Annotated in this window: 15 protein-coding genes; 14 read left to right on the plus strand and 1 reads right to left on the minus strand. The window is 35.1% G+C overall.

The window, feature by feature from the left end; all coding sequences use genetic code 11:
* Window positions 1-17 precede the first annotated feature (17 nt).
* A complete protein-coding gene (locus tag I567_RS08820; RefSeq protein WP_016251875.1) occupies window positions 18-950 on the plus strand; it encodes a homoserine O-succinyltransferase in 933 nt (310 codons plus the stop codon).
* A 47-nt stretch (window positions 951-997) separates the two neighbouring features.
* Here the strand turns inward: I567_RS08820 and I567_RS08825 are convergent, their stop codons facing one another.
* Complete coding sequence (locus I567_RS08825) at window positions 998-1,864, minus strand: pyruvate, water dikinase regulatory protein (RefSeq protein ID WP_016251876.1); 867 nt, start codon at window positions 1,862-1,864, stop codon at window positions 998-1,000.
* Between the two features lie 152 nt (window positions 1,865-2,016).
* Here I567_RS08825 and I567_RS08830 point away from each other — a divergent pair, with 152 nt between their 5' ends.
* From I567_RS08830 to hisB, 13 genes are all read left to right on the plus strand, one after another.
* Window positions 2,017-2,475, plus strand: a complete 459-nt coding sequence (locus I567_RS08830; protein ID WP_016251877.1) for a Fur family transcriptional regulator — start codon at window positions 2,017-2,019, stop codon at window positions 2,473-2,475.
* 143 nt (window positions 2,476-2,618) lie between these two features.
* A complete protein-coding gene (gene rpsU, locus I567_RS08835; protein WP_016251878.1) occupies window positions 2,619-2,795 on the plus strand; it encodes a 30S ribosomal protein S21 in 177 nt (58 codons plus the stop codon).
* A 29-nt stretch (window positions 2,796-2,824) separates the two neighbouring features.
* Window positions 2,825-3,271, plus strand: a complete 447-nt coding sequence (locus I567_RS08840) for a GatB/YqeY domain-containing protein (RefSeq protein WP_016251879.1) — start codon at window positions 2,825-2,827, stop codon at window positions 3,269-3,271.
* Window positions 3,272-3,421: 150 nt separating this feature from the next.
* Window positions 3,422-4,378, plus strand: a complete 957-nt coding sequence (locus I567_RS08845; RefSeq protein ID WP_016251880.1) for a PhoH family protein — start codon at window positions 3,422-3,424, stop codon at window positions 4,376-4,378.
* Window positions 4,379-4,407: 29 nt separating this feature from the next.
* Window positions 4,408-6,609 (plus strand): HD family phosphohydrolase, encoded by a 2,202-nt coding sequence (locus I567_RS08850; protein WP_016251881.1) that lies wholly within the window; start codon window positions 4,408-4,410, stop codon window positions 6,607-6,609.
* The gene (gene ybeY / locus I567_RS08855; protein WP_016251882.1) at window positions 6,609-7,088 is read left to right on the plus strand and encodes an rRNA maturation RNase YbeY; all 480 of its coding nucleotides are present in this window, start codon (window positions 6,609-6,611) and stop codon (window positions 7,086-7,088) included. Before I567_RS08850 ends, ybeY begins: the two co-directional genes overlap by 1 nt.
* Window positions 7,072-7,482, plus strand: a complete 411-nt coding sequence (locus I567_RS08860) for a diacylglycerol kinase family protein (protein ID WP_016251883.1) — start codon at window positions 7,072-7,074, stop codon at window positions 7,480-7,482. Before ybeY ends, I567_RS08860 begins: the two co-directional genes overlap by 17 nt.
* Window positions 7,483-7,500: 18 nt before the next feature.
* Entirely contained in the window at window positions 7,501-8,400 is a 900-nt protein-coding gene (gene era, locus I567_RS08865) for a GTPase Era (RefSeq protein ID WP_016251884.1), read from the plus strand.
* Window positions 8,401-8,412: 12 nt separating this feature from the next.
* On the plus strand, window positions 8,413-9,210 hold the full coding sequence (gene recO, locus I567_RS08870) for a DNA repair protein RecO (RefSeq protein ID WP_016251885.1): 798 nt from the start codon (window positions 8,413-8,415) through the stop codon (window positions 9,208-9,210).
* 128 nt (window positions 9,211-9,338) lie between these two features.
* A complete protein-coding gene (hisG, locus tag I567_RS08875; RefSeq protein WP_016251886.1) occupies window positions 9,339-10,877 on the plus strand; it encodes an ATP phosphoribosyltransferase in 1,539 nt (512 codons plus the stop codon).
* The gene (gene hisD, locus I567_RS08880; protein ID WP_026209909.1) at window positions 10,877-12,145 is read left to right on the plus strand and encodes a histidinol dehydrogenase; all 1,269 of its coding nucleotides are present in this window, start codon (window positions 10,877-10,879) and stop codon (window positions 12,143-12,145) included. The genes hisG and hisD overlap by 1 nt, the downstream gene beginning before the upstream one ends.
* 1 nt (window position 12,146) lies before the next feature.
* Window positions 12,147-13,202: a histidinol-phosphate transaminase gene (hisC, locus tag I567_RS08885; RefSeq protein WP_016251888.1), complete on the plus strand. Its 1,056-nt coding sequence runs from the start codon at window positions 12,147-12,149 to the stop codon at window positions 13,200-13,202.
* A complete protein-coding gene (gene hisB / locus I567_RS08890) occupies window positions 13,203-13,796 on the plus strand; it encodes an imidazoleglycerol-phosphate dehydratase HisB (protein WP_016251889.1) in 594 nt (197 codons plus the stop codon).
* Window positions 13,797-13,810 lie beyond the last annotated feature (14 nt).

The following is a 13,810-nucleotide window of genomic DNA, read 5'->3' on the forward strand; positions in this document are numbered from 1 at the left end:
TTTTAAGGGGGAGCAAAATGCCGATTAAGTTAACCAAAGGATTTCCAGCGGCTGAGCAATTGGCCAAAGAGGATATCTTTGCAATAGAATATCAAAGAGCGACTCACCAAGATATTCGGCCACTAAAACTATTATTATTAAATTTAATGCCTAATAAAATAAAAACTGAGTTACAATTTTTACGATTAATCAGTCAAAGTCCGTTACAAATTGATTTAGACTTTTTAAAGATGGCTACTCATGAGTCGAAAAATGTGAGTCCTAACCATTTAGATAAGTATTATTTGTCATTTCCAGAAATTGAAGATTCTTGTTATGATGGGATGATTATCACCGGTACGCCAGTTGAAAAAATGCCTTTTGAAGAGGTAGACTATTGGAATGAATTGACGCAAATCATGGAATGGAGTAAAGATCATGTAACTTCTGTCATACATATATGCTGGGGGGCACAGGCGGGATTATATTATCATTATGGGGTAGAAAAAACCTTATATGACAAAAAGCTTTTTGGTATATATCCTCAAGAATTATTGTTAAATCATCGCTTATTTCGTGGTTTTGATGACATATTTTATGGCCCGCAATCACGTTATACCGGAATTAATGAAGCACAGATTGATGAGAAACAACTTTGCATTGTAGCGGCGGATGAAGAAATTGGTGCAACCATATTAATTTCTCAAGATGATCATGATATTTTTTTACTGGGCCATTTTGAATATGATACGGAATCATTAAAAGAAGAATATTTGCGTGATCAAGAAAAAGGGTTAGATACGGCACTACCAGTGAACTATTTTAAAAATGATCAAGTTGAGAATCGCATCTATAATTGTTGGCGAGGGAATGCCTATTTACTTTACCATAATTGGATGAATGACGTGTATCAAATGACACCTTTTGAACTTTCAGAGATACCAAATGTTTTAGCACAGAGAAGAAAATAAAGAAGAAAAAGAGCCTCAGATTTCATCAGCTTTGAGGCTCTTTTAAGTTACATATATTGATTACCTTGTGAATCACTGTCAGTAATAAAGTAACTATGGTCTTCCAGATTAAGTTCATTTAGTATCATTGAGGCAGTTTCTTCAATAGATAATGTTGCAACATTGATGACGATACAACCTAATTTTTCATATAGTTTATTTGCAAATTCTAATTCTTCTTTGATTTTGTTGATATCTGAATAAGCAGTATCTGGATCAAGCCCATATGCGCGCATTCTTTCTTTGCGAATACCATTTAATACAGCCGGATCATTTGTTAATCCAACAATTTTCTTTGAATCAACTTGCCATAGCTGTTCTGGAATTTGTGCATGCGGAACGAGTGGTAGGTTCGCAACTTTTAAGTTTTTATTTGCTAAGAAAAGTGAAAGTGGGGTTTTTGAAGTTCTTGATACCCCTAGCAAAACGATATCGGCTTTTAGGAAACCTTTTGGATCTTTACCATCATCATATTTAACAGCAAATTCCATTGCTTTAATACGTTTAAAGTAATTTTTATTTAAATGATGAAGGGCACCAGGTTCTCCGGTAGGTTTAACCCCTGTTCGTTTAGCCACTTCTTCAACTGGTGGTGTCAGTACATTCATACTGTACAGTTGGTTCTCTTCACAAAAATCCTGCGTTAATTGTACTAAATCCGGATTAATGATGGTGTAGATAACCATAGCATTTAGTGACTTCGCATCGTTTAAGGCTAAATTTAAAGCCTCTTGATTTTGTATGAAAGTACGACGAATTAATTCAAAATCAACGGTTGGGTATTGTGCCATAGTTGCTTGCGCTAATTTTGAAGCGGTTTCACCGGCTGAATCAGAAATGACGAAGATGGTAATATTTTTATTGTTTTCGCTCATATGTTAACCTCTTTTCGCATATTTTTCTAAATTATATCATATTTTATAGTCGGAAAGTCAGTATTTTGTAAGAAAGTATTCATAATATTTGTTCGTCGAAATACTTGAAAGAGTATGCTATAATAAGTTGATTAGAAATTTGGAGGATAAAAATGCAAAATCAAGATGTGGTTCAAAAAGCATTAGCAGTTACAAAGGAAAATGGTTTAAAATACACGAAAAAGCGAGAGTCATTAATTCGCTTTTTAGCAGATAAAAATCGCTATGTTTCTGCTCGCGAAGTACATGAATATATGAATGAATTATTCCCAGGTTTGAGTTATGATACCGTTTATCGTAATTTACATGATTTTTCGGAATTGGGAATTTTTGAAGAAACTGATTTTAATGCTGAAATGAAGTTTAGATTACATTGTTCATTAATGGGGGCCGACCATCACCATCATCATTTTATCTGCAAATATTGTGGTAAAACAAAAGAATTGAAAATGTGTCCGATGGATTTCTTTGAAGAGCAACTAGCTGGTTGTAAAATTGAAGGACATCGTTTTGAAATATATGGCATGTGCGAAGAGTGTAGCAAAATCCGCTTACCTGAGGCTGAAAAATAGTTGTAAAAGTGATTGAATCTTTCTAAATTCACTTGACATTGGTTTGGAACTTAGCTATAATTCCAAAAGGACAATGTTTTTTTAAGAAAGTAAATTTCGATAACAAAAACGGTTACTTTTTAAGCTCGGAGGGAGGGATTTACATGTCAAAAACAGTGGTTCGCAAAAATGAATCTCTTGACGATGCTCTTCGTCGCTTCAAACGTTCCGTGTCTAAAGCTGGTACTTTGCAAGAATCTCGTAAACGTGAATTCTATGAAAAACCAAGTGTTCGACGCAAGAAAAAATCTGAAGCTGCTAGAAAACGTAAAAAATACTAATCTAGTGGTAAAGAAATGGAGCTGGTAGTGTGTCACTACTAAGTACTTTGAACGATGACATGAAGACGGCGATGAAAGCAAAAGATAAAGAAGCTTTGCAAGTGATTCGCATGTTGAAAGCATCGATTCAAAATGAACAAATCAAGGCTGGGCATGAATTAAATGCAGATGAAGAACTTACTGTGTTGTCTCGTGAAATGAAACAACGACGTGATGCTCTTTCTGAATTTGTACAAGCAGGCCGTGAAGATTTAGTTGAAAAAGTTAAAGTTGAGATTGCAATTGTTGAAAAATATTTACCAAAACAATTAACAGAAGAAGAAATTCGCAAAATTGTTTCAGAAGCAATTGAAAAAGTTCAGGCAACTTCTGCAAAAGAGTTTGGTAAGGTTATGGGTGCTGTGATGCCTTTAGTTAAGGGAAAAGCAGACGGTAATCAAGTGAATGCAATTGTTAAAGAATTGCTGAATAAGTAATACTCAATGTCATTGACAGCTAGAGATAATCTAGCTGTTTTTTATTTTATTTACATTTTTGGGATAGGGAGTCCAATGGGGGATTATCGAAATTTTTTTTATTGTATGCTATAATTATGGATAATCATGAATTGGATAGGAGGAGTTTGTTTGGCAGAGTACAAAAAAACACTAGATTTGAATTTTGATGACCAAATTGACTTGGGTTTACTTTATGGTACACATGACAAGCATATGCAATTAATTGAGGAACAACTCCCTGTTATTATACGTACCCGTGGTGAAATGTTACAAATTGAAGGGGAAGAATTAGCTGTTGATGAAGCAAAGTTAGTGATTGATTCTTTGGTTGAATTAATCCGCCGTGGTTTACCGATTCATACCCCAGATGTTGTGACAGCGTTGAATATGCTTAGAAGAGGGAATCTTGATGAATTTATTCAACTATATGAACAAGAATTGATTAAAACACGTAAAGGTCAAGTTGTTCGGGTGAAAAATCGTGGCCAACATCATTATGTAGAGGCTGTGAAAAATCATGATGTTGTTTTTGGTATTGGTCCGGCTGGTACGGGAAAGACGTTTCTGGCAGTTGTTTTGGCCGTGCTAGCGCTAAAAAAAGGTGAAGTACAAAGAATTATCTTAACCCGTCCTGCGGTAGAAGCTGGAGAAAGTTTAGGCTTTTTACCTGGAGACTTAAAAGAAAAAGTGGATCCTTATCTGCGTCCAGTTTATGATGCTTTACACCAAATATTTGGCATTGAACATACTACTCGCTTAATTGAACGTGGCGTGATTGAAATCGCGCCATTAGCCTATATGCGTGGTCGAACATTAGATGATGCTTTTGTCATTTTAGATGAAGCACAAAATACGACTATTTCACAAATGAAGATGTTTTTAACACGTTTAGGTTTTCATTCAAAAATGATTATAAATGGTGATACTTCACAAATTGATTTACCACGTGGTGTTACAAGTGGATTATTACATGCACAAAAGACTCTTGCGGAAATTGAGCAGATTCAATTTGTATATTTTGATGCAAGCGATGTGGTTCGTCATCCAATTGTTGCCAAGATCATTAAGGCATATGAGCAAAAATAAGTCAATTCTTTATCTATGGAGGTGAGGCCATGCTAGTTGAACCGTTTTGGAAAGTCTATCAAAAAATTGGGAAGTTCTTTTTACCACTTCTATTCTTACTATTCTTCATCTGCTCTTTTTTAGTGATTTTTACAAGTGTGAGGACAAAGAGTATCCATTATTATGAAGGGCAAGTAGTAGAAGAAAGCATTCGCGCCAATAAAACCATTGAGAATACAGAGGCAACAAAAAAACGTAGACAAATTGCGGCTGAAGCAGTTACCCCTGAATATACATTTCAAGAAGATATTGCCAAACAACAATATCAATATGTGAATCGTTTGTTTGAATTGGTAAAAAAAGTTGAAAAAAATGCGCAAGAAAAATATCAAGAGGCTTTAGATAATCAAAAAGCAGATGATGTTGCGCCAAGTATCTCGGTTACTGATGAAATAGTCGATTTGAAAAAGCATTTTGAATCATTGGATGCTGATAGTTTGACCTTTTATCAAAATTTTGACGATACATTTTATAAAGAGCTATTCTCCATTTCAAGCGAGGAGCTAAATGAAATACAGTCTCTAAGTTTAAAATATATTGATCAAGAATTTAAGAAGCAAATTAAAGAAGCAGATGTAACGGCAATTTTAAAAGAATTAAATCAGCAAGTGAATGAACTGAAAACAACTGAAACTTCCAAAAATTTAGTGAAGACCATTTTATCTAAAGCAATTGTGCCTAACTCTTTTTTAAATGAGAAAAAAACAGAACAATTACGACAAAAAGCGCGTGATGATGTGCAACCCGTGATGATTTATCAAGGGGAAATTATTGTACGTGAAGGTTCACAAATCGATGCCGCTGCAATGGAAAAACTAAAATTATTAGGTTTAACCAATCAACGTGGATCAATCTTCCCGATGGTTGCCTTAATTTTGGCTATTGTTTTACAGCTTATTGTGTTATATAGCATTACTCGTCAGGAAAAAGATTTAAAACGTCGTATTATCAAAATTGTTTTTTATCTTTTAATGATGTTTGTTTCAATTGTTGTTATGAAGACGATTCAAGTAATTCAAGATGAGTCGATATCCTATTTATCACTCCTTTATCCAGCGATGTTTACCCCATTTGCTGTCAATGTATTGCTTGAACGACGTCTAGCTATTGTCGCAGCTTTATTCCAAGTCATATTAGTGAATTTCATTTTCTATGATGCGATTGGGACAAGTGTAGTAACCATTATTGTGATTGCTTATCTATTTGCTGGTTTAATGGGTACGCTGATGAAACGACATAATCTATATAACCAAAGACTACAGGCGATGCTTTTAGCTTTAGGCTTTCCGTTCTTTATGAATGTGATTGTTGTTATCATGCAAGGAATGAGCTTTTCTGATACGAAAACCTATTTAACACTTATTTGTGGCTTTATTGGAAATGTCATTTCACTCTTATTAATGGTCGGCTTATTCCCTTATATTGAACTGTTAGTCTCTGATGATAGTATGATTGTACTAAATGAGCTAAGTAATCCAAATCATCCATTATTAAAACAACTCCTAGAAGAAGCACCCGGTACGTATCATCACAGTATGATGGTAGCTAATTTGAGTGCTAATGCTGTGGCTGCGATTAATGGTCGTAGTTTGCTTACGCGAGTTGCTTGTTACTATCATGATATTGGTAAGTTAAAACATGCGAACTTTTTTGTTGAAAATTTACCACATGGTGCAGAAAATCCCCATAATTTCTTACTCCCTGAAGACAGTAAGCAAATTATTTTTGGCCATGTCATCGATGGTGCTAAAATATTAGAGCAATATCATATGCCACAAATGGTTATTGACATTTGTAACCAACACCATGGGACTACCTTGATGAAGTTTTTCTATGTGAAAGCCAAAGAACGTGATCCTCAAACAAAGGAAAGTGATTATCGTTATCCTGGGCCTAAACCTCAGACTAAGGAGGCTGCCGTTGTAAGTATTGCCGATAGTTGTGAGGCGGCTGTCCGTGCGATGGATCATCCAAGTAATGAAAAGATTCAAAAATTTGTTCATCAATTAATTGAATCACGAATTTTAGATGGTCAATTGAACGAATCAGGTGTGACATTAAATGAATTAGCCATTATCGAAAAATCTATTGTTAATGGTTTATGTAGTACGTTCCACTCAAGAATTAAATATCCTAAGATGGAATCTGAAGCCAAAAGCATGAAAGAAGAACAAGAAAGAAGAGAGAATTAATGGAGATTACCTTTATTGATGAACAACATTTATTAACAGAGGAAAAATTAAATGAAATTGCTGATTTATTAGACTTCGCAGGAGATTATTTGAAATTAAGCCCTGATACAGAGATGTCGGTAACCTTCATGAATAATGCAGAAATTAGAGAAATCAATCGTGATTATCGAAATAAAGATCAAGCTACAGATGTGATTAGTTTCGCTTTAGAAGATGAAGGAGAAGGCGAATTAGCTATCATTTTTGATGAAGATGAAGCCTTTGATTTACCTAGAAACATTGGTGATATCATGATTTCTGTCGAGCGAGCAAAAGAGCAAGCGCAAGAATATGGACATAGTTTTGATCGTGAATTAGGGTTTTTAGCGGTGCATGGTTTCTTACATCTCAATGGTTATGATCATATGACTCCAGAAGATGAAAAAGAAATGTTTACTTTACAAGAGGATATATTGACTGCCTATGGACTTAAAAGATAAAGAAAGAAAAGAAAAAAATATTTCTAAAAATAAGCATTTTATCTATTCCCTTGATTTTGCAATTACAGGTTTAAAAACTGCTTTTAAAGATGAACGTAATTTCCGGTTTCACTGTTTTGCTTTAGTGGCTGTTTGTATGTTAGGCGTTGTCATGCGTTTGAGTGTCATTGAATGGATTTGGATTTTATTGAGTGCCACACTAGTGATTGTAATGGAACTGGTGAATACCTCTTTAGAAAATTTAGTTGATATGATAACTAATTACCATTTTCATCCTTTAGGTAAAAAGGTAAAGGATATGGGTGCGGGCCTAGTTTTAGTGCAATCAATTTTTGCATTAATTGTTGGATTATTAATCTTTGGGCCAAAATTTTATGATTTGATATTTCATTAATGAAGAAAGGAAGTTAGTATGACAATCGAAAAATCTGGCTTTGTGGCGATTGTTGGTCGACCAAATGTAGGAAAGTCTACCTTATTGAATCGCATTGTTGGTCAAAAAATTGCTATTATGAGTGATAAAGCCCAAACAACAAGAAATAAAATTCAAGGAGTATACACAACAGATACGACACAAATTGTATTTATTGACACACCAGGAATTCATAAACCTAAACATCGTCTTGGTGATTATATGGTTGAAGCTGCTTATAGTGCCTTACATGAGGTCGAAGTGGTGTTATTCATGGTTGCTGCTGACCAAAAGCGAGGAAAAGGCGATGATATGATTATTGAACGCCTGAAGAAATTAAGTGTTCCAGTTTATTTGGTCATTAATAAAATTGATAAAATTCATCCTAATGATTTATTAGAACAAATTGATGATTTTAAGGCGCAAATGGATTTTGCACAAATTATTCCAATTTCAGCAACGCAAGGAAATAATTTTGAAACTTTAATGTCAGAATTAGAAAAGAGCATGCCATCAGGACCACAATATTTTCCGGAAGATCAAATTACCGACCATCCAGAATACTTTGTTGTATCTGAATTAATTCGTGAAAAAATATTACAACTTACTCGTGATGAAGTTCCGCATTCAGTAGCAGTGGTTATTGACTCTATGAAGCGTAAACCTGATGAAAAAGTACAAATTCAAGCAACGATTATTATTGAGCGCGACAGTCAAAAAGGTATTATTATCGGTAAAGGTGGCTCCATGTTGAAGAAAATTGGCACACAAGCTAGAAAAGATATTGAAAAACTGCTTGGAGATAAAGTCTACCTTGAATTATGGGTTAAAGTGCAGAAAGATTGGCGTGACAAGCAAGTTTATTTAACTGATTTTGGCTATCGAAAAGAAGATTATTAAGAGGGTGAAGTAATGGCCTTAGCAGAGTCAAAAGGGCTGATTCTCTTTACAAAAAATCATCGTGAAAATGATATGTTGGTTAAAATTTTCACTGAATCAGCAGGTAAGCAGATGTTTTATGCTAAAGGAATCCAACGCAAAAACCAACCTTTAAAGGCAGCTGTTCAACCTTTTACTCAGGCAGTTTATATTGGAACCTTTAATAGTGAAGATCTTTCATTTTTGAACAGTGCTAAAGATATTCAACCGTTTTTAAATATTCAACAAGATATCTTTTTGGCTGGTTATGCGACTTATTTATTAAATTTAGCTGATGCAGCTATAGAAGATCGTGTGTACGACCCGAATCTTTATCATTTTTTAACCCAGTCGCTATTATTTATTGATCAAGGCTATGATGCCGAAATCATTACAAATATTTTTGAAATCCAAATTTTACAACGTTTTGGGGTATTGTTTGATTGGCAACATTGTGCGATTTGTGGAGAAAGTCATGGAAAGTATGTTTATTCGAGCAAGTACCATGGCATCTTATGCGAAAAACATCAATATTTGGATGCGCGTCATTATCCAACTGATTACAAAATGATGCAACTTGTAAGAATTTTTTCGCAAATCCGTTATGAGCAAATTAATCAACTTGATTTAAAGCCTGAAACAAAACAGCGATTACGACAATTTATTGATTTTTTATACGATGAATATGTGGGTATTCATTTAAAAAGTAAAAAATTTATTGATCAGATGAAAAATTGGCAAGATATTTTAATCAAACCAGAAACTAACTCAGCAACAGAGTCAAATGAATGACGACTTTGTTGCTGAGTTTTTTTTTTAGATTTTCAATATAAATGAAAATCATTGACTATTTATTCATTTAAGTTTAATATTACTTTAATAATCATATTCAAATTTTAATGAAAGATAGGAGGGAAAGGATGGAAGAGTATGTTGATTTTTTATCAATGGAAGAACAAAAATCTATTCAATTAAAGGCGCTTTTTAGTCGACATCATTTCCAGAATTATCGTTTGAGCGCCTTTGAAAGTTATGATTTATATGCTAAAAGTCGTGAATTTGCAACGCCTCAATCGGTGATTACCTTTGTAGGTGCTAAAGGTCAAGTAATGGCATTAAAACCAGATATCACTCTTTCTATCATAAAGAATACTGGAAGTACAGAAGAGAAAAAAGTGTTTTACGATGAAGATGTTTATCGCCATGATTTTCATAATGAAGAATATGTGCGTATTCATCAATTAGGTATTGAACATATAGGTCGTTTAACACACACAGATGAACGAGAAATCCTTGAATTAGCTTTGGAAAGTTTAAATATTTTAGGGACCAACCGGCTACATTTATCTCATCAAGCATTGGTCGATGAGTTACTTTCATGGTTTGCTGAAGAAAAGAGAACTGCAGTCATTCAAGCAATCAACCAAAAATCAGTACATGAACTTGAAAGCTATCGATGTGTAGAAAAATTATCGGAGCAACGTTGGCAATTATTAAAAGACTTACTATTCGCAACAACTGCTGACTTTGACAAAATGCATCAACTTTTCCAAACCACTGCTAGCCAAAAAGCATTGGTGAAATTACAGGAATATTTATCCTATTTTGATTTACATAATTGTTTTGTTGATTTATCTATAGCGAGCTCAGAAACTTATTATAGTGGATTGATGTTTACAGGATATTTAAAAGATGTTGCCAAGCCGGTTCTTTTAGGGGGACGATATGACCAATTATTAAAAAATCAAGGAATGAATCAATCAGGTATGGGATTTGCCATCTACTTAGATAAAGCCTTTTTATCTGAACGCCAGACAGCAAGTTTACCAATTGAAAATGAATATCTTAAAATAGCACTACCCAAAGGACGAATGGCCCAAAAAGTGATTGAAATATTTGAAAAATCAGATTTATGTGCAAAAGATACTTTGAAAGATAATCGTCAACTCATTTTTACGGATGAAGAACACAAATTACAATTTTATTTAGTGAAACCTAGTGATGTGGCCATTTATGTGGAGCATGGTGTGGCTGATATCGGGGTTGTAGGCAAAGATGTATTGATGGAAAGTCAACCGGATGTACTAGAGCTACTAGATTTAAATTTTGGAAAATGTGTGTTAGCAATCGCTGGTTTTAAAGATTTTCAGCAAGATTTTAATCGACCATTAAAAGTTGCTACTAAGTATGCGAATCAAACACGCGATTACTTTGCTTCAATTGGGCAGGCTGTAGAACTAATTTCCTTGCACGGGTCAATTGAAGTTGCACCATTACTTGGTTTAAGCGATGTCATCGTGGATATTGTCGAGACAGGGCGTACCTTAAAGGAAAATCATTTAGAAGTATTGAAGGTCATTGCTCACTCATCAGCTAGACTCGTTACCAATCAAGCAGCTTATCGTTTCAAACAGGCACAAATGAATGAAATAATAAAAAAGGTGGCACAACAACTATGATGAAAGAATATGCAACAAATAAAAATGATTTATCACAAATTTTATCACGAAAATACGGCGAAAGTTTAGACGTCACGCAAAGTGTACTTGAGATTATTCAAAATGTGCAAGCTAGAAAAGATGAGGCACTTTTTGAATATACGGCTAGATTTGATCAAGCCCATTTAAAGCATTTAAAAGTCAGTCAAGAGGAGTTATCGGCAGCTTATCAAGAGGTTTCTGATGAGTTATTGTCTGTCATGAAGTTAGCATGGCAACGTATTTTAGACTTCCATCGAAAGCAAAAACGGGAAGGCTTTGTTTCCACCAATAATGGAGAAGTCATGGGACAACGTATTTTACCCCTAGCTAAAGTCGGTGTTTATGTTCCAGGGGGGACTGCTAGTTATCCAAGTACCGTTTTAATGGATGTGGCACCGGCAAAAGTGGCAGGTGTAAAAGAAATTGTCTTAATTACGCCACCAAATAAAGAAGGAAAGGTTAATCCATCGGTATTAGTTGCGGCTGATATAGCAGGTGTTGATCAAATCTTTAAAGTAGGTGGGGCTCACGGGATAGCGGCATTAGCTTACGGAACACAGACTATTCCACGGGTAGACAAGATTGTTGGACCCGGAAATATTTATGTGGCAACAGCTAAACGTTTAGTATACGGTCAAGTAGATATAGATATGATTGCCGGTCCTAGTGATGTCTTGATTATTGCTGATCAAAGCGCCAATCCTAAATGGCTAGCCGCTGATTTATTAGCCCAGGCTGAGCATGATGCTTTAGCGCAAGCCGTGTTGATAACGGATGATGAAAAATTACTTGAGCAGGTCAAACAAGAAGTGATCCAACAATTAGAAAAACTACCAAGAAAAGAAATTGCCCAAAAATCATTAGAAAATAATGGCAAATTAATCCTAGCTCAAGATTTACAAGAGGCTTGTCAAATTGCTAATACAATCGCACCGGAACATCTAGAAATTGCAGTGGATCATCCTTTTGATTATTTAGGGTCCATTCAAAATGCAGGCAGTATCTTTTTAGGACACTATACACCAGAAGTTTTAGGAGATTATTTAGCTGGACCAAATCATACTTTGCCTACAGAAGGAACCGCTCGTTTTTACTCTGCATTAAGTGTCGATGATTTTGTTAAACGCAGTAGTTATCTGTATTTTTCTAAAGAGCATTTTGCTGAATTTAATCAACAAGTGCAAATTTTTGCCCAAGCTGAAGGGTTACATGGCCATGCGCATTCAGCTGAAGTAAGGGAGGAATAAGATGCGTTTTTTACATTCAAAATTTCAAAATATTAAGCCTTATACCCCAGGAGAGCAATTAAACAATCCAGAAGTTATAAAATTAAATACTAATGAAAATCCTTATCCTACACCAGCAAACGTGATTGAGGCGGCAACCAAAGTGGCGGCAACTCTTTCTCGTTATAGTGATCCCACAGCTCGTGAAGTTATTGAACCCTTAGCTGCTCATTTTGGTGTGAAACCTGAGGAAGTTTTTGTCGGCAATGGAAGTGATGAAGTGCTTTCTTTATTATTCCAAGGATTTGCTGAAGAAGGTATCAATTTTGCTGATTTAACTTATGGTTTTTATGAAGTTTATCGTCAATATTATCAGTGTAAAGGTGAAACGATTCCTTTGCAAAAAGATTTTACTTTGAATTTAGCTGATTTTAATCAAACAAAAGGAACCATCATATTGGCAAATCCAAATGCACCAACTGGTTTAGTCACCCCTAAAGAAGAATTATTAGATTTTATTCAAAAGCATCCTGAGCGTTTATTTATTGTAGATGAGGCTTATGGAGACTTTGCCAATGAATCGATTATTAAAGAAGCGGTCAAGTATGAAAATGTCGTGGTTGTTGGCACATTTTCAAAATCACGCCATATGGCTGGGGCACGTTTGGGGTTTGCGGTGTCCAATGCACAACGAATCAATGAACTCAATCGCTTAAAATTTAGTACTAATCCATACAATGTCAACAGCATGACGATTGCTTGTGGAAAGGCCAGTTTAGCCAATCAAGCGTATGTCGATGAATGTGTTCAAAAAGTGATTGCGACTAGAACTTGGATCTCTCAACAATTAACAGATTTAGGATTTGAAGTGTTGCCTAGTCATACGAATTTTATCTTTGTGCGCCATCCTAAGTTAGCAGGACAAGACTTTTATCAACAATTAAAGGAAAAAAATATTCTGATTCGTTGGTTTGATCAAGAGCGTATTCGCGATTTTTGTCGGGTTTCGATTGGTACAGATGAAGAGATGCATAAGTTTTTAAATGTCACTACAGCACTTTTGGAAAGGGTGAACTAAATGAGAACAGCTGAGATTACACGTTGTACGTCCGAAACAAAAATTCATTTAGTGTTGAATCTAGATGGTACGGGCCAACATCAAATTACGACTAAAGTAGGCTTTTTAGATCATATGTTAGAGTTATTTACTCGTCATGGCAGATTTGACTTGGAATTAACTTGCGATGGAGATGTACAAGTAGATAGTCATCACACGGTTGAAGATGTGGCCATTTGTCTAGGTCGGGCTTTTTCAGAAAGTTTGGCTGATCGTAAAGGGATTTATCGTTATGGCCAGATGATTTTACCGATGGATGAAGCATTAGTCGTTTGTGCCATAGATATTAGTGGCAGAGGAATGGCCGTTGTCAATTTGGATATTCCAAGTGAAAAAATCGGTAGTCAATTTGATACAGAACTTGTGGAAGAATTTTTCATTGTGTTTGCTAGAGAGCTTGGCGCAAGTATTCATTTCCATCAATTGGCAGGCAAAAATAGTCACCATATTGTTGAAGCTTGTTTTAAAGGCTTCGGGCGTGCATTATCACAAGCTGTAGCAATCAATCCTGAAACAGCAGATGAAATTCCATCGACAAAAGGGACTATTTTATAAAAAGGAGAATGAAC

Source organism: Enterococcus cecorum DSM 20682 = ATCC 43198, assembly GCF_000407565.1.
Taxonomy (GTDB): domain Bacteria; phylum Bacillota; class Bacilli; order Lactobacillales; family Enterococcaceae; genus Enterococcus_E; species Enterococcus_E cecorum.

Excerpts from the sequence above, each read along its gene's own strand:
- I567_RS08820 (WP_016251875.1), top strand. The coding sequence starts at position 18 with ATGCCGATTAAGTTAACCAAAGGATTTCCAGCGGCTGAGCAATTGGCC.
- I567_RS08825 (WP_016251876.1), bottom strand. The coding sequence starts at position 1,864 with ATGAGCGAAAACAATAAAAATATTACCATCTTCGTCATTTCTGATTCA.
- I567_RS08830 (WP_016251877.1), top strand. The coding sequence starts at position 2,017 with ATGCAAAATCAAGATGTGGTTCAAAAAGCATTAGCAGTTACAAAGGAA.
- rpsU (WP_016251878.1), top strand. The coding sequence starts at position 2,619 with ATGTCAAAAACAGTGGTTCGCAAAAATGAATCTCTTGACGATGCTCTT.
- I567_RS08850 (WP_016251881.1), top strand. The coding sequence starts at position 4,408 with ATGCTAGTTGAACCGTTTTGGAAAGTCTATCAAAAAATTGGGAAGTTC.
- ybeY (WP_016251882.1), top strand. The coding sequence starts at position 6,609 with ATGGAGATTACCTTTATTGATGAACAACATTTATTAACAGAGGAAAAA.
- I567_RS08860 (WP_016251883.1), top strand. The coding sequence starts at position 7,072 with ATGGACTTAAAAGATAAAGAAAGAAAAGAAAAAAATATTTCTAAAAAT.
- era (WP_016251884.1), top strand. The coding sequence starts at position 7,501 with ATGACAATCGAAAAATCTGGCTTTGTGGCGATTGTTGGTCGACCAAAT.
- recO (WP_016251885.1), top strand. The coding sequence starts at position 8,413 with ATGGCCTTAGCAGAGTCAAAAGGGCTGATTCTCTTTACAAAAAATCAT.
- hisG (WP_016251886.1), top strand. The coding sequence starts at position 9,339 with ATGGAAGAGTATGTTGATTTTTTATCAATGGAAGAACAAAAATCTATT.
- hisD (WP_026209909.1), top strand. The coding sequence starts at position 10,877 with ATGAAAGAATATGCAACAAATAAAAATGATTTATCACAAATTTTATCA.
- hisC (WP_016251888.1), top strand. The coding sequence starts at position 12,147 with ATGCGTTTTTTACATTCAAAATTTCAAAATATTAAGCCTTATACCCCA.
- hisB (WP_016251889.1), top strand. The coding sequence starts at position 13,203 with ATGAGAACAGCTGAGATTACACGTTGTACGTCCGAAACAAAAATTCAT.